Origin of the sequence: Faecalicatena contorta (assembly GCF_003149105.1) — a bacterium.
Classification (GTDB): Bacteria; Bacillota; Clostridia; order Lachnospirales; family Lachnospiraceae; genus Muricomes; species Muricomes contortus_C.
The window spans coordinates 1-22,109 of sequence record NZ_QGDS01000002.1 but is presented as its reverse complement, the minus strand read 5'-3'; the positions used below and the strand labels follow the sequence as shown (position 1 = coordinate 22,109).

Annotated in this window: 16 protein-coding genes; 5 read left to right on the top strand and 11 right to left on the bottom strand. The window is 43.1% G+C overall.

Annotated features, from left to right (window positions below):
• Positions 1-178: 178 nt before the first annotated feature.
• The 7 genes from A8805_RS03470 to A8805_RS03440 form a co-directional block, all read right to left on the bottom strand.
• Positions 179-1,060, bottom strand: coding sequence for a nitroreductase family protein (locus A8805_RS03470; RefSeq protein ID WP_109708835.1), 882 nt, complete (start codon positions 1,058-1,060; stop codon positions 179-181).
• Between the two features lie 131 nt (positions 1,061-1,191).
• A complete protein-coding gene (locus A8805_RS03465) occupies positions 1,192-2,058 on the bottom strand; it encodes an ABC transporter ATP-binding protein (RefSeq protein ID WP_207657672.1) in 867 nt (288 codons plus the stop codon).
• Positions 2,000-3,076, bottom strand: coding sequence for an ABC transporter substrate-binding protein (locus tag A8805_RS03460; RefSeq protein ID WP_109708834.1), 1,077 nt, complete (start codon positions 3,074-3,076; stop codon positions 2,000-2,002). Before A8805_RS03460 ends, A8805_RS03465 begins: the two co-directional genes overlap by 59 nt.
• Before the next feature lie 39 nt (positions 3,077-3,115).
• Positions 3,116-3,946 carry an ABC transporter permease gene (locus tag A8805_RS03455; RefSeq protein WP_109708833.1) on the bottom strand — a complete coding sequence of 277 codons (831 nt, stop codon included), beginning with the start codon at positions 3,944-3,946 and terminating at the stop codon, positions 3,116-3,118.
• On the bottom strand, positions 3,930-4,469 hold the full coding sequence (locus tag A8805_RS03450) for an L-2-amino-thiazoline-4-carboxylic acid hydrolase (protein WP_109708832.1): 540 nt from the start codon (positions 4,467-4,469) through the stop codon (positions 3,930-3,932). The genes A8805_RS03455 and A8805_RS03450 overlap by 17 nt, the downstream gene beginning before the upstream one ends.
• Positions 4,445-5,788, bottom strand: coding sequence for an amidohydrolase (locus A8805_RS03445; RefSeq protein ID WP_109708831.1), 1,344 nt, complete (start codon positions 5,786-5,788; stop codon positions 4,445-4,447). Before A8805_RS03445 ends, A8805_RS03450 begins: the two co-directional genes overlap by 25 nt.
• 314 nt (positions 5,789-6,102) lie before the next feature.
• Positions 6,103-8,259 (bottom strand): methyl-accepting chemotaxis protein, encoded by a 2,157-nt coding sequence (locus A8805_RS03440; protein WP_181392726.1) that lies wholly within the window; start codon positions 8,257-8,259, stop codon positions 6,103-6,105.
• 254 nt (positions 8,260-8,513) lie between these two features.
• Between A8805_RS03440 and A8805_RS03435 the strand changes: the two genes are divergently transcribed.
• Positions 8,514-9,074 (top strand): biotin transporter BioY, encoded by a 561-nt coding sequence (locus tag A8805_RS03435; RefSeq protein ID WP_109708829.1) that lies wholly within the window; start codon positions 8,514-8,516, stop codon positions 9,072-9,074.
• Positions 9,075-9,233: 159 nt separating this feature from the next.
• Here A8805_RS03435 and A8805_RS03430 read toward each other — a convergent pair whose 3' ends face one another.
• A complete protein-coding gene (locus A8805_RS03430) occupies positions 9,234-11,384 on the bottom strand; it encodes a Tex family protein (RefSeq protein WP_109708828.1) in 2,151 nt (716 codons plus the stop codon).
• A gap of 183 nt (positions 11,385-11,567) precedes the next feature.
• Between A8805_RS03430 and A8805_RS03425 the strand changes: the two genes are divergently transcribed.
• A complete protein-coding gene (locus A8805_RS03425) occupies positions 11,568-12,509 on the top strand; it encodes an RluA family pseudouridine synthase (protein ID WP_109708827.1) in 942 nt (313 codons plus the stop codon).
• Here the strand turns inward: A8805_RS03425 and A8805_RS03420 are convergent.
• Together A8805_RS03420 and A8805_RS03415 are read right to left on the bottom strand one after the other, a co-directional pair.
• Complete coding sequence (locus A8805_RS03420; protein ID WP_109708826.1) at positions 12,494-17,533, bottom strand: diguanylate cyclase domain-containing protein; 5,040 nt, start codon at positions 17,531-17,533, stop codon at positions 12,494-12,496. The two genes, A8805_RS03425 and A8805_RS03420, sit on opposite strands and share 16 nt — an antisense overlap.
• A gap of 152 nt (positions 17,534-17,685) precedes the next feature.
• Positions 17,686-18,195, bottom strand: a complete 510-nt coding sequence (locus A8805_RS03415; RefSeq protein ID WP_109708825.1) for a ferritin — start codon at positions 18,193-18,195, stop codon at positions 17,686-17,688.
• Positions 18,196-18,578: 383 nt separating this feature from the next.
• Between A8805_RS03415 and A8805_RS03410 the strand changes: the two genes are divergently transcribed.
• Entirely contained in the window at positions 18,579-19,025 is a 447-nt protein-coding gene (locus A8805_RS03410; RefSeq protein ID WP_109708824.1) for an RrF2 family transcriptional regulator, read from the top strand.
• 72 nt (positions 19,026-19,097) lie between these two features.
• On the top strand, positions 19,098-20,285 hold the full coding sequence (locus A8805_RS03405) for an InlB B-repeat-containing protein (protein ID WP_109708823.1): 1,188 nt from the start codon (positions 19,098-19,100) through the stop codon (positions 20,283-20,285).
• Positions 20,286-20,525: 240 nt separating this feature from the next.
• Here the strand turns inward: A8805_RS03405 and A8805_RS03400 are convergent, their stop codons facing one another.
• Positions 20,526-21,740 (bottom strand): Gfo/Idh/MocA family protein, encoded by a 1,215-nt coding sequence (locus tag A8805_RS03400; protein ID WP_109708822.1) that lies wholly within the window; start codon positions 21,738-21,740, stop codon positions 20,526-20,528.
• A 256-nt stretch (positions 21,741-21,996) separates the two neighbouring features.
• Here A8805_RS03400 and A8805_RS03395 point away from each other — a divergent pair.
• On the top strand, positions 21,997-22,109 hold a 113-nt coding region (locus A8805_RS03395; RefSeq protein ID WP_146199423.1), incomplete at its 3' end, for an IS110 family transposase.

Below are 22,109 nucleotides of genomic sequence, written 5' to 3'. Positions count from 1 at the left end.
TTTACATTCCCTACCTTTCATATAGGTTTAGTATGTTTTATGTTGCTATTATTATATTACTATCCTTTTGATATGTCAACCATATTTTATATTTTTTTGATTTTTTCATGGGGGACAGTCCCTTTTGAAAAGGGACTGTCCCCTTTGCTCTTCATTTTCAGAATATTTTTACAATATCCTAGTATCTTCCGATTACCGCATCTTCTACACCAGCGCGCAAAGGCGGGTATGGAGTCTGGTCTCCATAGCCTACATCTACATAAGTTACCAGTCTAATATAGTCAGGCAAATCAAATTTTTTCTTTAACCTGTCACAAAACTCTTCATTTGGGAATGTTAACCATACGCCTTCCAGCCCCGCAGCATGAGCGGCAAGCACAATGTTCTGACCGGCCGCGCCTGCATCCAGAAGCTGGTTTCTTACAGGTGTAAATGAATTCGCACGGTAGCACCGCATATCCTGCAAGATTACCAGATGAACCGGGCCTCCGGGAACATCACTGCCCCGAAACAATCCAGGCTCGTTTTTCTCCCTTACCACAATGTATCTGATGGATTGTACGTTACAGCCGTGAGCAGCCCACAACCCTGCTTCCAGGATTTTGTCAATGATTTCATCCGGCACTTCCTGGTCTTTAAATTCTCTGACTGAACGTCTTTCTTTTAAAATAGTAAAGAAATCTTCTTCCATTTCTTTTGTAACAGGCTTCGGTGCATAAGCGGCTAAATCCACCGGTTCTCCTTTGGCAAGACGTTCTGCCGACTCAATTAAGAAGCTGACATAACGATATTCAGGAAATTCCTTACTTAGTCCCCGCTTTATCCACAAATCCAGAAGATGCTTTGCATAATCCGCTTGTTCAGGGCGGAGCTGCTTATTTCGATATGCCGCATGATACATCTGAATCTCCAGAGTATGATGGCTCCGTTCCCGTACTCTGGCCCGGAACTCTGTTTCATCCATATTCAGAAATTCCTCATCTGTAATCTGCATATTCCGGTTCCATATCTGTTTTACCTCTTCTTTATCAAGATAATCCATACTTGTGTCTCTAAACATATCACGCCCTCCTGCTTATACTTACTTGGTGAGGTTCTTCCGAACCTAGTTGTAAAGCACAACCTGCTGGCTTAGCGAGAAAGTTCACCCTGTTGGGGTGTTCTTTCGAACTTAGCAGCATGATTGTTGCCCTAGATATAATATTCTGCTGCTTCCTGTTTCTCTGCTCCTCTGCTGATAGCCGCTACAATTTTAGCAGCCTTCTGTACCAGATATTCATCGCTTCTCTTGCGCGGATGAGGAATAGAAATATCGTATTCCTCCTGTACTGTGCTGGGCCTTGGACTTAAAAGAATCACCCGGTCCGCAAGATACACTGCCTCATTGATATCATGTGTTACAAACAAAACTGTCTTTTTTTCTTCCTGTCTGATCCTGATTAATTCTTCCTGCAAAGTACATCTCGTCAAATGGTCCACCGCGCTAAAAGGCTCATCCATAAGAATTACTTTGGGGTTCATCACCAGTGCCCTTGCAATTCCGGCTCTCTGTCTCATCCCACCGGAAAGCTGTGATGGGTACTTATTTTCAAATCCGCTCAGGTTCATCATCTTCACGTATTTTGCGACTCTTTCTTCCTGCTCCTTTTTCGGAACTCCCGAAATATCCATCCCAAAGGCAATGTTTTTCTTAATTGTTTTCCACGGATAAAGGGAAGCATCCTGAAATACAACGCCGATATCCCGGCTGGTTCCATTTACAGGAATGTCATCCAGCAGGACTTCCCCGTCTGTATGCTCAAGAAGACCGGCAACAATCTCCAGCAATGTACTCTTTCCGCAGCCGGAGGGACCTACAATACAAACAAATTCTCCATCCTGAATCTCCAGGTTAATGTCTTTTAGCGCATGAGTTGTTTCTCCGTTTTCACCAGGATAATATTTATCCAGTTTGTTTATTTTTATGGTCGGCATCTTTTCTTTGCTCCCTCCGTTTCTGCTATTTACTTTCCGGATTGGTAAGACCCAGCTCATCTGCAGCTTTCTGTGAAAATTCATTTGTATAGGTTCCTTCTGCCTTTACATCCTTGTCAAGCCATCCGTAATCCTTCAAATACTCTACGGTCTTGCTGATTCTATCTTCTGGAATTACCGGATAGTCAAACCACACGTCGATTTCTGATTCAATAGCTTTTTTCATTACTTCCTCAGGGGTATTCATCTGTGTTGCTGCCCAGGAGATGAATTCATCTAAACGCTCATTTTTCACTTCTTCATGTACCTTATAGTAAGCAGTCAGGAAACGCTGCAATTTTTCAGGGTCCTTTTCAATGATATCATCTGATGCAATGATTGTTCCTGTATAGTAATCTGGAATATAATCCCACGCCCGGCCAAGGATATGACCTACTCCATCTGCCTCTGCAAGTGCAGCGTATGGGTTATGGATTATAGTTGCATCTACCTCGCCAGATGTTAATGTGGCATATGCAGACTGATAAACACCATTTGCTACCAGCGTCACATCATCTTCACTCAACCCGTTCTCTTCCAGCATCTTCAGAACCGAAAGTCTCATGCCGCCAGCTGCTGCAGCAGTACCGACTGTTTTTCCTTTCAAGTCACTGATATCTTTTATATCATTATTGGCAACCAGCCAGTAGCATCCGGAATATCTCCACATGTTCCCCACCAGTTTTCCAGATACCCCGTTATAAATGCCAGGGATGTAAGCGCTTGGATCGCCGTCGGCCACATCAATCTCTCCTCTGGTTATTAAGGAAAGTACCTCATCATTACTGCTCCACTGGATATTGTCAAATTCAATACCCAGCTCTTTGTAAAGCCCCTTCTCAATCGCAAAATTATTGACCGCACCAGTCATACCTGTAGCGAAGCAGGAACGTATTGTAATAGTATCGTCATCTCCTGATTCAGAATCAGATGCTGAAGATTGGGATGTTCCCCCGGTTTCAGTTTTTTTTGCTGATTCAGAGCCTTTTGCTGATGAGCATCCGGCCAAAGCCGAAATTGTTAACGTTGCTGCAATTAAAACAGATATAATCCTTCTTTTCATAATACAATACCTCTCATTTTCTTGGATTTTATTTTACGTCTATACCCTGCTCCATTTGTGGCAAAGCACATATTCAATGGCTGCAATCAGTTTAACGAAGCATACTGAAATCAGCGTTACTAATATGATGATAAAAAACATTCTGGGTGTATTCAGTAAATTCTGGGATTCGGAAAGAAGATATCCAAGCCCCGCCTTCGCCGACTGCATTTCTGAAAATACAACTCCTGTCAAGGCCGTTGCCGCCGCCAGCCGCAATCCATTGAACATAGATGGCAGCGCCGCCGGAATCATGACTTTAAACACAGTCTGCATTTTTGTTGCATTAAACACCCTGGCTACCTTTAAATACTCTATCTTGCACTGTTTCGCTCCTGTAACGGTACTGTACAGAATCTGAAATACAGAAAAAAGGAATATGAGCACTACTTTGGATTGAAAACCAATTCCGAACCACAGAATAAGCAGGGGCAGAATTGCTGTCTTAGGAATTGCCATAATTGCTGAACAGAACACATTACCGTAAGCTTCAGTCTTAGGGAACATCGTCCAAATCAAACCTACTATAATTCCAACTCCCGCAGCCAGTGCATACCCTACCAGCACTTCCTGAAGAGTAAGAATTAAATGAGGCCAGAGAGTTCCATCTGCAGCAATATGAAATGCCTCTTCCACAATACTAGACGGAGATGCCATAAAAATCCGGTTGATTTTTCCAGATGTTACTGCATACTCCATATATCCAAGCAGTGCCGCTACTGTCAGGACCTGCAGCACATTAATATATGTAATGTTTTTCTTGGAGGCTTTTCCCGTGCCTGATTTACTCACAGGCTGTAATACCGCGGATTCTTTACTCTTTGCTGCCATAGGTATAATTTCCTTTCTTTACTTCTTCACTTTCGAAATAATTCCTCTCACAGCTTTCCCCCTCAATCAATACATTCTGTGTAAGCTTGTGGGACAGATGCCGGGAAAAGTTCTCAATGGTTGTGGTGTCTATAACATCACAATAGTACGGTGCCAGTTCTCTGAACCATGGATACTCATCGTAATATTTTCTCCATGTTTCCGCATAAGGACAGTGGTCTGCTCCCCACTCCGGAATCCACCCACATAATGGAAGGTCTATCACAGACATAAAATCTTCTACTGTTTCAGTCTCTTTTCCCAGTTTATGAGCCTTCTCTCTTAACTGGTCAGAGCGGTCGGCTCCCAGCTCAAACACTGTCTGTCTTACAATTTCCTTTGTCTTTTCCAAGCCATAAAGTTTCTGAAGCACATCACAGAAATGGAAATACAGCATCGCAAACTGTCTTGCGGCCTTTCGAATCTCATCAACCATCAGTTCTCTTGGAACAGTACCGGTTATTTTGTAATTTTCTTTTCCCATATTTCACTCTCCTCCACCGAATAAAACTTATTTAGAAACTCTATGTATTCTTCTTTTGATTGGAATACCGGATGATACCCGTCTTTTACCCTTTTAGCAAGTTCTGCTCCGTCCTTTAGCATACGGTATGCGCCAAGCGCGAAAATTTTTGCCGTAAGTATATAGGCTTCCTCTTCATCATAAACCGCAAACTCTGACTGATGAAGTCCCCCGGACACGCCGCCGGTGTTAAATGTCAATACCGGCATTAAATGCTGAACGTCACCTACATCTGTGGAACCGCCCATGTGCTTCTCCAGCACATCCGTATTTACTTTCTTTGGCGCTGCCGCTTCTCTCATCACTTCTACAACCTCTTCCGGCATAGCCATCGGGAGAGAAGGAAGATATCCCGGCATTGTCTCAATCCTATATCCAGCTCCCATTGCCATTGCCCCTGCCTTGAAGGAGCGGTCAGTCTTCATGGAGGCATCTGAAAACGCTTCTTTTGTTTTTCCTCTTACCAAGGTTTCAATCACCGCCTCATCTGGTACTACATTTACCAGATTACCGCCTTTTGTCATAATGGGATGAACTCTGACACAATCTTCGTCACGGAACGTCTCCCTGTTAAAAGCAAGTGCCTGAAGCCCCAGAGAAGCTGCCGATAATGCATTGACTCCTTTTTCCTTTTCTGCCGCCGCATGTGCTGCTTTTCCTTTTATTGTGATGACCTTTGAGACAAAACCATTGCCGCTTCCGCTTCCTGCAGAGATTCCCTCCATGGAGATATGATGTACAAGACAGGCATCAATATCATCAAATGCACCTATGCGGATTAACTCACATTTTCCGCCGCCATAACCGATTTTCCCCTCGTTCATCAGAGATTTCTTAAATTCCACTTCTCCATATTCCTCTGCCGGAGCCGCCATAAAAACAATTTGGCCATCTAATTTCTCTGAAATACCCTTTTCGGTAAGTGCAATCGCTGCTCCTATGACTCCAGCAAGCTGTGCATGGTGTCCGCAACAGTGAGCCGCCTCAGTTTCCTTATTCGCACAGGCATGGTTGGGAATCCTTAACGCGTCCAATTCCCCAATCAGGGCCAAAGAAAAGTTTTCTCTTTTTTCCGAATTCAGATATGCCTTCATCCCGGTAATAGCCAGATCGTCTTCTATACGCTCTGTCCGTGGCTTCATAAACTTCCGGAACTTTTCACTCGTCCTGAACTCTTTGTACCCTAATTCTCCATGATGATAAATATCATTTGCAAATTCTAAAATCATGCTTCTGTTATTATCAATTATCTTTACAATTTGCTCTTCTGTTTTATCCATACACACCCCTATCCCAGCTCACTCCTGTATTTTTTCGTATTCATTTTTCCAAAGCATATCTCTCCTATAGGATTAGTAGGTATACTATCACTAATCTTCTTTACTGTCAATACTTTTTATAACTTTTATTTTCCTGTTATTCCAAGACCCCAGAAGACAAGTTCTCCTTCTTCAAGATGAAAAGAACAAAGAGTTTATATATAAATAACAGGGAATACAGTTTCCTACTATATAAAAATAGCAGGAAGTGTTTATCTCTAAACATCTCCTGCTATTTATACTTGTTTCTATTTAAATCCTGTTAAATGAGCCTTCTAGTACTTACCAAAATCAAAAGAGGTATCTGATGTGAATTCTTCTGTTTCAGACTCTTCACTTTCATGGGAAATCACTGAAAAATCGCCGCTTTTTGCTGCTTCCAACTTAAACTTTCCAACTTCTTCGCGCAGTGTGGTTGCCTGAGCCGACATTTCCTCACTCGTTGCAGAGTTTTCTTCCGCAGTAGCCGCGTTGGTCTGTACCACAGAAGACACTTGAGCCAGTCCCAGTTTTACCTGTTCGATTGCAGTAGCCTGTTCCTCTGATGCCGCTTCAATCTTTGTAAAGCTCTCTGTCACTCTTAAAGTACTTAATTCCACTTGCTGTAATATTTTTGCTGTTTCAGTTGTAATCTGAGTACCTTTTGATACTGTGACCACTGAATGATGAATCAAATCTGCTGTTTGTTTCGCAGCTTCAGCTGACTTGGCAGCAAGACTGCGTACCTCATCTGCAACAACAGCAAAACCTTTTCCGGCATCTCCTGCACGTGCTGCCTCAATGGCTGCATTCAAAGCTAATATATTGGTCTGGAAGGCAATATCCTCAATCACCTTTGTAATATTTGCAATTTCATCAGAAGCAGAACCAATCTCACTCATCGCTTCCGTAAGCTGTGTCATATGTTCATTTCCGGCAGCAACATCCATACTTGTCTTTACAACAAATTCAGTGGCAGTTCTGACGTTCCCCGAATTCTCCTCAGCCTGTTCCGCAATGGTTGTGACAGAAGCGCTGAGCTCTTCAATAGATGCGGCCTGCTCGGAAGAGCCTGCTGCCAGTGCCTGTGCTCCATTTGAAACCTGATCTGCCCCTACACTTACCTGCTCTGCAGTATCATTAATAAGATGCAGGGCATGATTTAAAGAAGCAGAAATAGCACCAAAAGCTGTCCGGATAGACGCAAACTCACCCACATAGTCCTCCTGCAAACGAATGCGCATATCTCCCTGAGCCATATTTTCCAGCGTACTTGTAATCTCTTTTATGTATGCTATGTATCTGCGCAGCTGGACAACCGTACGGTTCAGTGATTCTCCCATACGTCCGGTCTCATCTGCGGACTTTACATCTACGGTAACATTCAAATCGCCATCTGCAATCAAATTTGCCGTATCCGTGAGCCTTTTAATCGGTGTTACAATCTGTCTTGACAGAAGCAGAACTACAATCGTTACAATAAGAAATACAATAACAAAAATAATCAGTGTCGTATTTCTAACTGCAGTGTATGATTGATTGTATTCTTTATCCGGCATACCGGTAGTCAGTGTCCACCCCGTAGTTCCAACGGCTGAAACACAGCCATGAGTCTGCTCTCCATCAACCTTATACGAAATGTTTCCCGTTTTGCCAGATAACAATGCCTGTTTGAGATTCTCAGAAAAGCCTGCCTCCTCAACATTCTTATTGATAAGGTCAGCATTTGGGTGATAGATTATCTGTCCATTTTCGGATGCCAGCAAAAAGCGCCCTGTCTCTCCCAGCTTATAAGAACTTGCCATCTTCCCAAGGTCATCCAATGCCAAATCTATATTCACAGCTCCAATGATTTGTGTGGTGCCTTTCTGAAATATAGGAGCCGAAATACCGACTACCTGTTTATTCGTGATAACATCTAAATAAGGTGCTGACATGATTGGCTCTCCTGCTGCCTCAAGCTGCTGAAACCATGGCCGGCTGGTGATGATCCAGTCTGCAGCAGAAAATGACCCGTCATTCGCTACGAACTGGCTGGTGTCAACGTCTGCAACAACAATGGACATGACAGATTCACTGCCCGTAGACTGAATGTTGTACAGAGTATCAACCACCTGCTTAAGGCTGGACACCTGGGCCATTTTTTTATCCCCGGTAGCTTCGGTAACAAGAGCCTCTACTGCACTATTTTTTGCAATGACACTTGCAGCCTCAAAATAGGGTACAAAGTAACTGTTAATGTCATTGGCCGCCGCCTCGGACTGGGCAGCCAGTTCATCGTCTCTGAGCTTCGTCACAGAATCAGATGTAATTCTGGTGATAATCAAAAGCAGAATCACAAATGAAAGGAGCATAGTCCCACCAATAAATGTCAGAATCTTAGAGGAGATAGTCCGGAATCCTTTTCCGCTTCTCCGCTGCACTTTTTCTTTTTCCTTTTTTCTCTTTCGCATAATCAAAGGCTCCTTCTTAAATAATGTGTTTATTCTACCACAAAATTCCATTCTTTTCAATAAAATAACTTTGACTTTAAAGGTTTTATTACCTATAGTTCGAAAACTTTAATCACACTAAAATCACCAACCTAAATTGTTACTGATACAAAGAGTATTGTTAACCTTAAAAAATATTAGGTTGACAAATCTTCTTATTCCTTTTATACTGACACAAGATAAAACAAAAACGTTATAAATAAAAGGAGGCTACTATGAAAATCCCATCCTCAAACACTCCCTCTATTTCAGTAAAACACCTGACTTTAACGGGAGTTATGACCGCAGTTATATGTATTTTAGGTCCGCTTTCCATTCCCCTGCCCATGAGCCCTGTCCCTATTACCTTTACGAATCTCGCCATCTATCTGGCTGCATTCGTGTTGGGTATGAAATTTGGCACCATAAGCTATATCATCTATTTACTGCTGGGAGCCGTGGGCCTTCCGGTTTTCTCCTCCTTCTCCGGGGGACTGGGAAAACTTGCCGGTCCTACAGGCGGCTATCTGATAGGCTTTATCTTTATGGCACTGATTGCAGGCTTTTTCATAGAATCTTTCCCCGGGAAACTATCTTTTTCCGTCATAGGTATGGCGGCGGGCGCTGCCGTTTGTTATTTACTGGGAACCCTTTGGCTGGCCCGGCAGATGAATTTGACTTTTATAGCTGCGTTTAGCGTAGGTGTCATCCCCTACCTTGCAGGAGATTTGATTAAAATTATAATCGCTGCACTTCTCGGACCAAAACTCAGGGCAGCCGTCCTGCGTCTTTCATAATAAAGAGTCTGGCAAGCCAGGCTCTCGTGGCGGGGCGAGATCGCTTTAGCGGCCATTTTTATTATGTGCGTAGTGCGCATCCCCGGAGGGTTTCTATGTAGTAGAAAACAGGGAGCATACAGACAATCAATGCTCTGTACACTCCCTGTTCTCTCATTTTTAAATCCCTCTCATAGTAAGCTGGATTCTTTTCTTTTTCAAATCTACACTCATCACTTTGATATCTACAACATCTCCCACACTGACAGCTTCCAGCGGATGTTTGATATACCGGTCCGTAATCTGTGAGATATGCACTAATCCGTCCTGATGAACTCCAATATCTACAAATACACCAAAGTCAATGACATTGCGCACCGTCCCTTTCAGAATCATGCCCTCCTTCAAATCCTTCATATCCAGCACATCTGTGCGCAGAATAGGCTTTGGCATTTCATCACGGGGGTCACGGGCCGGTTTTTCCAGCTCTTTTACAATATCCCTCAAGGTTATCTCGCCAATCCCCAGTTCTTCTGCCAGCCTTTTATAATCCTTGATTGTCAGTGACAACCCTGTCAGGTTCCCCCTGGTAATATCTTCCGGCCCAAATCCCTGCTTCTCCAGCAATTTCTCTGCCGCATCATAAGATTCAGGATGCACTCCCGTAGCATCCAAAGGATTCTTACCATCCATAATCCGCATAAAACCTGCACACTGCTCATAGGCTTTAGGCCCCAGTTTTGCAACCTTCAGCAGCTCTTTTCTATTTGTGAACCTCCCGTTTTCTTCCCTGTATGTTACAATATTCTTTGCAATTGTTCCCGTAATTCCCGAAATATTGGAGAGCAGAGGTGCAGATGCCGTATTCAGGTCCACGCCTACTTTATTTACACAATCCTCCACCACACCATTTAATGATTCACCTAACTTCTTCTGATTCATATCGTGCTGGTATTGCCCGACCCCAATGGATTTCGGATCAATTTTAACCAACTCTGCCAGAGGATCCTGAAGACGTCTTGCGATAGAAGCCGCGCTCCTTTGTCCCACATCAAATTTAGGGAATTCCTCTGTAGCAAGCTTACTTGCAGAATAGACAGATGCGCCTGCCTCGTTTACAATTACATACTGTACCTTCTCAGGGATTTCCTTCAAAAGCTCCACTATAATTTGTTCCGACTCTCTGGACGCTGTTCCATTTCCCAGTGAAATCAGAGTAATATTATACTTTGTAATGATCTTTTTCAAAAGATCTTTTGATGCTTTTATCTTTTGTGGTGTAGTCGGCGCAGTGGGATAAATCACTGTCGTACCCAGAACTTTTCCTGTGGCATCCACAACAGCCAGCTTACAGCCGGTACGGAAAGCAGGGTCCCATCCCAACACCACCTGTCCCGTAATAGGAGGCTGCATCAAAAGCTGGTGCAGGTTCTTGCCAAATACCTCAATTGCTCCATCTTCCGCTCTCTCAGTCAGTTCATTTCTGATTTCCCTCTCAATAGCCGGTGCAATCAGACGTTTGTAGCTGTCCTCTGCAGTCTCCTTCAGTACCGGTGAGGTATATGGATTTTCCTGGAAGATAGTCTTTTTTTCCAGATAGCGGATAATTTCCTCTTCCGGAGCTTCTATCTTCACCGTCAGAATCTTTTCCTTCTCCCCCCGGTTCAGTGCAAGTATCCGGTGCCCTGCCAGCTTTACAATAGGCTCCTCAAATTCATAGTACATCTCATAAACGGACTCCTCCTCCGGCTCCTTCGCCTTGGAAATCAGTTTCCCCTTCTGAGTGGTCATCTTACGGATCCAGCTCCTGTAATCCGCCTCATCAGAAATGGATTCCGCTATAATGTCTTTTGCTCCGGCAATCGCCTCCTCTATGGAGTTGACACCTTTTTCTTCCGACAGATATTTTTCCGCTTCCTTTTCCAGTGGTTCCTTTGTCTGCTGTAAGGTAATTAACGCAGCCAGAGGCTCCAGCCCCTTTTCCTTCGCTATGGTAGCACGTGTCCTCCGTTTGGGACGGTAAGGACGGTATAAATCTTCCACAACAACAAGTGTTTCAGCTGCCAGAATCTGCGCTTTTAATTCCTCTGTCAGCTTTCCCTGTTCCTCTATTCCCGATAATACCTGTTCCTTTTTCTCCTCCAGATTACGGAGATATGTCAGCCTTTCGTACAGCTTCCGCAGCTGTTCATCATTCAAAGACCCTGTTATCTCCTTTCTGTAACGTGAGATAAAAGGAATTGTATTCCCCTCATCAATTAACTTCACTGCGGCATCTACCTGCCATAGTTTTACTTCCAGTTCTTCAGTCAACTTTTGATTAATATTCATACTCCATGTACCTTTCTTTTTACTCCTGATGTACAACCCTTAAAGAATCATAACGTCTTTATTATACAGGAAGCACTCCCGTCTTTACAATATTTTCTCTTTTTTTATGCAAATTCTTTTCGCTTGAACCTTCCCGGGGAAAGAAGTATACTATGTAAGTACTTAAGACATTGAGGTAACCACATGAACAGAATTTTAACTTATGAAGTAAAAAAAGAGCAGGAGAACCTGCGTATAGAGCAATATTTGAGAAGACACCGCTACTCACGGCAGAATCTCACTGAATTAAAAAAGATGCCGGACAGTATTCTTGTAAATGGCAGCCCCCGTTATTTAAAACAAAGACTGGCTGCCGGGGATGTCCTGACGGTACATATTCAGGAAACGGAATCTTCTGAACATATCCCGCCCATATCTATTCCTCTGGATATTGTGTACGAGGATGAAGATATCCTTGTCATTAACAAACCTGCCGGTATGCCCACCCACCCTTCCATGAACAATTATACAAACACCCTGGCAAACGGGCTGGCATGGTATTTTCAGACTCAGGGAAAAGCCTTTGTCTTCCGCTGCACTAACCGCCTGGACCGGGACACCTCGGGACTGACTGTGGTTGCAAAGCACATGCTTAGCTCCAATATCCTGTCTTCTATGGCAGTACACCATGAGGTTTCCCGGGAGTATTTGGCACTTGTACGCGGCAGTGTCACCCCTGCCCAGGGTACTATTCACGCACCTTTGTCCCGAAAACCAGGCTCCATCATTGAGCGTATGGTGGATTTTGAAAACGGTGAATCTGCAGTCACCCATTACCGTGTCATAAAAGAACAGAATGGGCACAGCCTTGTTTCTCTTCAATTAGAGACAGGCCGTACCCATCAGATACGCATTCATATGAAATATCTTGGCTTCCCATTAATTGGTGACTATCTTTATAATCCGGACATGGAGTACATTCGGAGGCAGGCGCTTCACTGCTGCCGCCTGGCCTTTTGCCACCCTGTGAGCGGAGAGTATATTGCTTTTTCCGCGCCCTTGCCCATGGATATGCAGAACGTCCTTACTCCGGCAAAGGATATGATAAAACAGAGCCCCGCCAGGTACGGTCATAATTCTGAGTAAAATGCATACTGGTTCTTACCATTATTTTTTGCCGCATACATTGCCTTGTCCGAATTGTTAATCAATTCCTCAGCGGTGTTTCCGTCAGACCCGGAAATACTGATGCCTATGCTTGACGTAACAGATACCTCCGTCCCGGCTTCATCAATTTTAATAGGGTTTTTCACCGCATCAATTAACTGCCCGCATAATGCTTCGACTTGCTCTCTGCTCTCAGCATTTTCAATCACCAGAACAAACTCATCGCCTCCCAGCCTGGAAACCATATCGCAGCCCCTGACGGTGTTAACAAGCCTGCGGGCCGTAAAAATCAGAACAATATCTCCTGCATCGTGCCCATACAGGTCATTTATGGATTTAAAACCATCCAGATCAACAAATAAAACAGCAATGACTCCTTTTTCATAATTTGCTGCCTTTATAGAAAATTCCAAATGATTCTGAAACATCCGCCGGTTCGGCAGACCCGTAAGTGTATCATGGTTTGCCATGTGTGCAAGCCGCTCCTCCGCCCCTTGGCGGATCTTGATTTCTTCTCTCAGCTCCTTCGTCCTGTCATCAACCAGAAATTGCAGATTGCTGTAAAGATAAGCATTTTCAAGAGAAATCGCAAGCTGAGAACCAATAACTTTCAGCGCTTCCAGACGTTTCTCATCAAAAACTCCCTCAATCAATCTGTTTTCCAAATAAAGAATCCCCTTTAAGTCTCCCCGGTGAATAATCGGCATACATAAAATAGATTTAGAACCATATGCGAGAATGTGCTCATCCGACATAAAAATATCAGAGGTCAGCGCATTATTCAGCACAATCGTTTCCTTCGTTCTGTCTACATAATACAAAATCCCCAAAGAGATACAGCCCGAATTTGCAGCAGGCACCTTTACAGAACTTTCTTCCTTATACTCTGAACTCCCCTCTGCCCGGATAACATAGCCGTCTTTCCCGTCTTTTGTAAGATAGTAAATATACTGTGCGCCTGAAATCTCATGCAAAATGTTCATTAGTTTATCTAAAATAGCTTCCAGTTCTATCTCACCGGAAATTGCCTGGGAGGTGGTAATCAATGCATTGAAATCTATCGTTGTTCTGTTTACAGCACTGCTTGTTCCTGAGACATAGGCAGTACCCGGATTCCTGTAAAAACCCTTTTTACTTGTATAATTCACGGAAAGCAGGCCACTGCTGTCCTTCCAGAGCTGCTCCGTTTTTCCGTCCGCTTCCCAGGAAAGATATGCCGAATACGCCTCACGCAAAAAGTTAGCCGCTGTCTTGGGGGCATCCAGTTTTAGAAAACGCCGTGCCGCCAGTTCACAAAGCATAGCATAATGATATGGTCTGTTGCTCGTCTCTGCTTCACGGATTGCTTTTTCATAGAGTGAAGCCAGCTTGTCACCTCTGCCGTCTAATGCAGCTATTTCAGCCTTAATGGCACTGTGAAGGTGTAAAAAATTCACCGGCGCATCTGCCGCTCTTTCCCCAAGCCACTCCTGGTTTGCCTCCAGCATCGCACGGAGGCTTATTTGTTCCTCTCTGCCGCAGTCATGATACTCCAGGCGCTTGCAAATAGCCAGGGAATGCAGAAAGTTATGTATTGCAGTCAGATAAAACCCGGTAATGTAGGGCATTAAGGATGTGGCTTTTACTGTCAGATCATAAGCCGTATTGTAGTCTAAATATATCGCTGCAGAAAGTGCCCGGAGAATATAATAGCAGCACTGGGCCATCTGATCCATCCTGATGCCCTCAAGATGATTCTCCTCGCTGAAATTGTCATCCTCAAAACTGCCATAGGCTTTTGTGGTACCTTTTAAAGCTTTGTATAGCTGTGCATAACTTGTATAGCTTTCAACCGCATGTAAGTTTCCCGTTTTAACAGCATAAGCTAATGCAGATTCGGTCTCACCCGCCAGTTCCCGGACCGTCTGGCAGGTTTCAAGTACCGCCTGCTGGGTTGTAAAATAACTATAACATGCAAATTCAAAATCACCTACGGAGTCATTTCCTCTCCAGGACTCCCGTGAATAAGATATATTTTTCTTCACGTCCTGAAACCAGTGGCCGTTGAATAACGAAAATACATGGTATACTCTAAATAATTCATTCTTATATCCGGCTTTTTCAGCCAATCTTCTTGCTTTATCTGCGATAGCATAGGACAGCTTGTAATCATTCTTAAAAGGCACAAGAACAAGGGTCAGATTTGCATACAGCATTACCCCTTCCGGGGTATAACCGTATATAAGGCTCCGCCTGGCGCTGGTCACAATAGCCCAGGCAGAATACAGCGGATTTAGGAAGAAACCACCTGCAGATATTCTATTTAAGATTTTTGAGATCGCAGATTCTTTTTTATCCACTGCTTCGATTTTATCCACTTTCCCCAAAAAATTCATCTTTTCACACTCAGTGTAATATGTCTCAACTTCAGACTTTATGGTTTCATACAGCATTTCTTTTGGAAATGATACCCCCAGCTTTTCCAACAATTCCACACCCAGCATGAAAGCTTTTCCGTACTCGCCCCGGTTTGATAATCCCACAGCCTGCAGACAGCAATTATCTGTAAGATCTATTGGAGAATCTGCCAGCTTTTCAAGTAATGGATAAACCCGGTCAGCATCCTCATATCTGGAAAGGCTGCACAATACCAGATGATATGCCGCATAAACTGAGAAACCAAAGTCATCTCCGGCAGACTCCATCTCATTTAAGTGTCCGATAATCTGTTCCAGATACCCTAGTGCAATCTCATAAGTTGACAAAAGACAGGCAGCCCGGGCAGCTTTCAAAAGAATTTGTGCAATATGCTTTTTTTCCATTGGGGAATCAATCATCCCAAAAGCTTTAGAATAGTGGTTTGCCACAAGAAACCTTTTTTCTGAGGCACCGCTGTCCCCGCTTTCAGATCCAGAATAATACTTTGCAAGCATGTAATGTATACGGCTCCTGTTACGTTCCGATAAAATCGTATAAAAGGCCTGCTGAAACCGGTCATGAGAAAATTGAAAACAAATATTTTCCATCTGAAGCCCATCTCCCTGAACAGGGTAGATTACTTCAAGAAATATGGGCCGTCCCAAAATCTCAGATATTTTCTTTGATTTTTTCCCGGAAAGTTTTGCAAGAAGGCCTACAGAAAAACTGCGGCCATTGCACGCACCAAATGAAAGCAGTTCAATGGCTTCCTCCGAAAACTGATCCATATTCCGTATAATAAAGTCAACTACATTATCTTCCGCAGGACAAGCGTTTATATTCTCTTTTTCCCACACCCAGACCCGTTTTGACCTGCTGAACCGGATCAGCCCATTCATATGGCAGATCATTAGAAACTGTTTCATATAGAATGGATTTCCCAGTGTTTTATTATATACAACCCGGGCCAGCCCGGTTACACTTTCAATGCTGCTGTGCAATGTCTCTGCCAGCATTTTGGCCACAGCTTCCTGGTTAATTCCAAACAACGTGATACAGTGAACATTTGCTTCCTGATTCACCAGCTTGTTCAGACTGAGCGTTACCGGATGGTTACTGTCCACTTCATTGTCACGGTAACAGCATATAAGCATCAGACCTCTGATGTTTTCATTTTGTATGCTTTCTTCCAGAATGTCCATTCCTCCCGAACTGACGAGCTGGATATCATCTAAAAAGATAACAAGCGGGTGCTCCAGTGATGCCACCGCCGCAAGCAATCTATGTATCGCCGCCTTGAATCTGGTTCCCGTCTCAAGAAAGGATAACTCCGGCCGCGGCTGCATCTTCCCGATTAACAATGCCAGACGCTCAACCTTATCTGTAAACAGGAAAGCATCTTCTCCAAGTGCATCAGAAATACACACTTTCCACTCCGCAATCCGCTCCTCGCTTTCAGAAAGGATGAAGTCGCAAAAATTTCTAACTATCTGAAAAAGCACGTGGTGCGGCATATTTCTTTGGTACTGCTCATACTTCCCGCTGAGCAGAGTCCCCCCCGACTGAACAATGGACTTTTGAAACTCTCCGACCAAAGAAGTTTTCCCGACTCCCGAATGACCGCTGATAAAAACAGCACATCTGCCGTTCTGTGAAATGCTGCCGTAGGCTTCTCTTAAAGTTTCAAGCTCCCGCTCACGCCCATAAAGCTTATGAGGTATTTCAATACGGTCCGAATAATCGCCAACTCCCAGTTCAAAGTCAGGGATTTCGCCATATATGTTATATGTAGTGATACACTGCCCCAGGTCAAACAAAATCCCTTCTGTACTCATGTATCTGTCTTCGGGCATCTTTGCCATAAGCTTAGCAATCATTTTAGATATTGTATCCGGCACTTTAGAATTAACTTCCCTTGCGGAAACAGGAACTCTGGCCACATGATCATAGATAAGTTCTGCCGGACTTTCTGACTTAAAAGGACGGGTACCGCAAAGTATTTCAAAAAATGTAACACCCAGCGAATAAAAATCTGTCCGAAAATCAATGGCACGGTTCATCCTGCCAGTCTGTTCCGGAGAAATATAGTAAAGTGTGCCTTCCGAAGCCGCCACATCTATCATCAATGGCTTTTCAAAAGAAAATTCTGCCGAAAGCCCAAAATCCATAATTGCCACTCTGCCGGTCTGATCATCATAAAGGATATTGAAAGGATTCAAATCCTTGTGGATGATTCCCGCTCTATGGATATCCGAAAGCCCCTTCACAATATCCCGGGCCAACAAAAGAAACTCTCTGATAGTTATTTCATGGGTCTTTATATATTGAGACAGAGCAATCCCTCTTATATATTTTGAAGCTAAAAAGAAATCTTCATCTATTTTTATAAAATCAACAATTTGAGGCACAAAGTTGCTTTTCAGCTTAGATAAAAGAACATATTCATTCTTGAGCCTTGCCAATCCTTTCGAATTCAAGGCTTTATCACTCATCGTTTTTAAAATTACAATATCCCCTGTCTGGGAATCCACAGCCTTGTATATTATGCTGCTTCTTGATGAGCACAGGCACTCCTGTATTTTGTACTGTCCCGAACTGTCTTCCATTCTCCCACCCCTTTTCCAAAATGTAGGATCACCTGATGGTATCTTCCTTCTACAGAAGTTTTTACGCAATAGGAAACGTAATTTTCCAATTAATATAAAACGCAGGGCAGCCCACTCACATTGGGAACTGCCCTGCGTTAAGATGTATCCACTTACAAAACAAGTGAAGGTGCTGCATAAACTCTTGTCTTCAGTTCAGCATCCAGCATATAAAGTCCTTTTGCCTCGCTCCCGAACAACTCCATCTTCGTAATCAAATCAGTAGAATTTTTCTCTTCTTCCCCTTGTTCTTTTACGAACCAGTCCAAAAACTGTACTGTACGGAAATCATTTACGGATTGCGCCGCCCCATAGATGTTATGAATAAGTGATGTTACATACTCCTCATGTACCAGAGCTGCTTTCAGCGGGTCTATCAGTTCTTTATAAACCTGATCCGGTTTGCCTATAGCCTCCAGAACAACATCCTGGTTATTGTTGTGCAGATACTGATATATTAGCATAGCGTGATCCTGCTCTTCTTTCGCCTGAACTTCAAACCAGTTGGCAAAGCCATCCAACCCTTTTGAGGTATAAAAATTTGCCACATCCAGGTACAGGTAAGCGGAATACAATTCCTTGTTGATCTGTTGATTCAATAAATCTAATACTTTTTTATCCATAAATATCCCTCCTTCAAATAAATATCTGCGATACAAATGCCCGTTAGTATCTTCTAACTTTAATTATAACACTTCAAAATTGGATGGCAATGTTTTGTAAACCGGACATACAACAGTATCGTATTCTCCTAATATTTCCAGTGGTTATATTATATCATCACAACTACCTTTCTGCAATATCCAAATATAAAAATAGTAATTATTACTATAATAACACAATGGTAAATTCAGGTAATAAATGAGAAGGTTCAGAGTCATTTTCGTTTTAAAATCCAAATTCCATACATGAAAACTTCAATTAAGTACATGAGTATGCCAAGCAGCCAGTTTTAAATTATACTTTCCATGGGAAGTAAATCATATCCAAATAAGGAGGAGATACCATGCGATTTCAGATTACAACGGACTATGCGATTCGAATGCTCTTGTTTATGGCGCAGCGGGAAGGTCAGGTGTCAACGGCTGAAGTAGCGGCAAAGGAATTGGGCATAACCTACAGCTATTTCAATAAAGTTGCATACAAAATCAGGATGGCGGGTTTCCTAGAGTCCATACAGGGCCCAGGCGGAGGATACTGCATTTCGAAAAATGCGGCAGATATCACTCTGTACGATATCGTTACAGTGATGGAGGGCGACATCCGCATCAACCGATGCCTTGAGGAAGACGGCTTTTGCAGCAGAAACGCCACGCAGATATGCCCGGTCCATAAGACACTTGAAGCGCTTCAGAATCAAATGATTGATACGTTGAAGAGCGTGAGAATCAGTGATTTATGTGATGAAAAGCAGCCCGGTCCCATCAAGGAAACGATGGATTCCACAGTATAGAGCTGTATTTGAGGCATATTTTCAAAATGCAATTAAGCCAATGAGATTTAATATTAATAGGGAGGAAAGCATATGTGTAAAAAGACACGTCGTAAAAGCAGCAAATTCATGAGCCTGCTTTTAGCCGTAGTTTTGATCTGCGGAATATTACAAGTGCAAGTATTGGCAGCGGAAACCGAATCTGTTCCCGTTACCATGATGAAAGAAACCGAAACCAACAATCAAACCGATGTTGGTGAAGACGAAAATGAGGGCTGTATTGTAGCCTTCGACCCGGACGACGGCAAGACGGGATATAGCGACTTCTTCAAAGTGACAGTCCCCATTGGGAGTAAAGTCACCGGCAAGCCTGCTGACCCCACACGTGACGGATACCTCTTCAAGGGCTGGTACGCTTTTGAGAATGAGGACGGCAATCCGGTATTCTGGAACTTTGAAACCGATACCGTGCAGGACAACACAACTTTGTGGGCCGCCTGGGAGAAAGGCTGTATTGTAGCCTTCGACCCGGATGACGGCAAGACGGGATATAGCGACTTCTTCAAAGTGACAGTCCCCATTGGGAGTAAAGTCACCGGCAAGCCCGCTGACCCCACACGTGACGGATACCTCTTCAAGGGCTGGTACGCTTTTGAGGATGGGGACGGCAATCCGGTATTCTGGAACTTTGAAACCGACACCGTGCAGGATAATACGACCCTGTGGGCCGCTTGGGAAAAAGGCTGTATTGTAGCCTTTGACCCGGACGACGGCAAGACGGGATATAACGACTTCTTCAAAGTGACAGTCCCCATTGGGAGTAAAGTCACCGGCAAGCCCGCTGACCCCACACGTGACGGATACCTCTTCAAGGGCTGGTACGCTTTTGAGGATGAGGACGGCAATCCGGTATTCTGGAACTTTGAAACCGACACCGTGAAGGACAACACAACTTTGTGGGCCGCCTGGGAGAAAGAAAACGATGGCGGAAACAGCGGCGGCGGAAACGGCAATGGCGAAAACAGCGGCGGTGGAAATGGCAATGGCGAAAACAGCGGCGGTGGAAACGGCAATGGCGAAAACAGCGGCAGTGGAAACGGCAATAATTACGTTAAAATTGAGGATGAAAAAATCCCGACCGGATCCCTAGATCTGAACGATATACCGAAAACCAATGATAGCGCTTCCAGACATCTGCTTTTGTGGCTGCTCTGTGGTATATTGGTTTCAGGTATGATTACACTGACTTTATTGCGCAAGAAAAAATGGGTAAAGAGTTAATTTAATAATAAGAATTCTGACAAATCCATTTAGCAAAACCAGGAAACAATATAGCTTTTCATATTCACTCCATAGGATACGACGCTGGATTTAGAACACCCTGCTTGTGAGCAAACAAGCAGGGTGTTCTTGTTCATATCTTCTCCCATCCAGACTTTACTTGTCTGTGCCGGGATTCTCGTCCAGTGCACGGGCTTTCAGTGCCATGTCATCAATGAAAAGGGTTTTGCCGTTTACTGATTACTGGTTTTCATACTTAGCCAGGAGCTCATCAATATATACGATTTCCCCGGTTAAAGCAGATTCCTCTGCTGCTATTCCAACAACAACTGACCAGAATCCCTCCTCAATTGTCGCGGTATCTGTCTCTTTTCCCTCAATATTATCTATAAAATATCTATGCTCGAAGTATGTTCCGCCAGTATGCCCGCTTGACTGAATTATTTTAGGGTAACATGGTGTAGAGATAACACTCGGTCTGTGCGTTGCACACATCATTTCAAAATGAGTCTGACTGCCTTCTTCAGGTAAATAATTCTCATTTTCATACGCACGGATTCGTCCTTCGTCTCCGCAAATGGTAATCTCTTCATAAAACATAGGTGCAAACATACACAGATTGAAACTACATTTCACACCATTTTCATAGACAACCGTTACAATTGCATTATCTAAAATATCTGATTTCTTTCCTTTATACTCAAAATCCACAAAATTGACATTCTGGCCACCTACAGCATAGACATACTTGGGGTTTGACTGAGCAAAAAGATTAAATAAATCAAAGTAGTGGCAGCATTTTTCTACCAGTGTTCCTCCAGAATATTCCGAAAATTTATTCCACTGGTCAACTTTGTCAAGAAACGGAACTCTGTGTTCAACAATCGATATCGTCTTAATGTCACCTAATGCCTTGTTATCCAGTGCCTCTTTCCTCGCTTCAGTGTAAATAGCTTTATAACGATATTGTAATCCTACTTGAAATGTAGCTTTATAGCTCTCAGCTATCTTCTTCATCTCATAAGCATCTTCTAATGTTGTAACCATGGGCTTTTCCATTAAAATATGTTTACCTGACTTAACCGCTTCTCTTACAATCTCCATATGTGCATAGTTAGGTGTACATATAATCAATCCGTCAACTTCCGGGTCATTACACGCTGAAGTTAAGTCCTCATAAACCTTTAAATTAATATCCGGATATAATTCACCAAACATCTTTTGGGCCTGGTTTATACTATACTGGCTCCTGTCATAAATCCCGTGAATGATCCCTCTTCCTTCCAGCATCGTCACTCTCATATGCTCCTGGGCAATCATTCCCGCTCCTATAACATTAAATTTATACTTGGCCGGCTCTTTCTTATATAAGTACAAATCTTCTTCCGGTAAATACTTCACATTTAAAAAGTTACTGAAAACAACATTATTAATTTCCTTACCTTTTTTATTCATTTTGCCTCTTGTATGATGTATTTGTAACTAAATACATCAATACTCTCCTTTCGCTTTAACTTTGTTATAATCAATAGTAACACTGTGGACTTTTTATTTTATCTTATAGCTTTGACTATTTTAAGGAGTGTATTGCCACAGTTTTATCTAAATCATTTATAGTTGGATAAGTCTTTGAACTTTCATTTCACGCAAGTTTATGATGATAAAACTAGGTGGATAAACACAGTGATTTTATTACAAAGGAGTTGATTTTATGTTCTATGTTGGCATCGATATCGCCAAGCAAACACATTTCGCATCTATCATGAATTCAGATGGCGAGATTCTTGTTAAACCTTTTTCTTTTACAAATGATTATTCTGGATT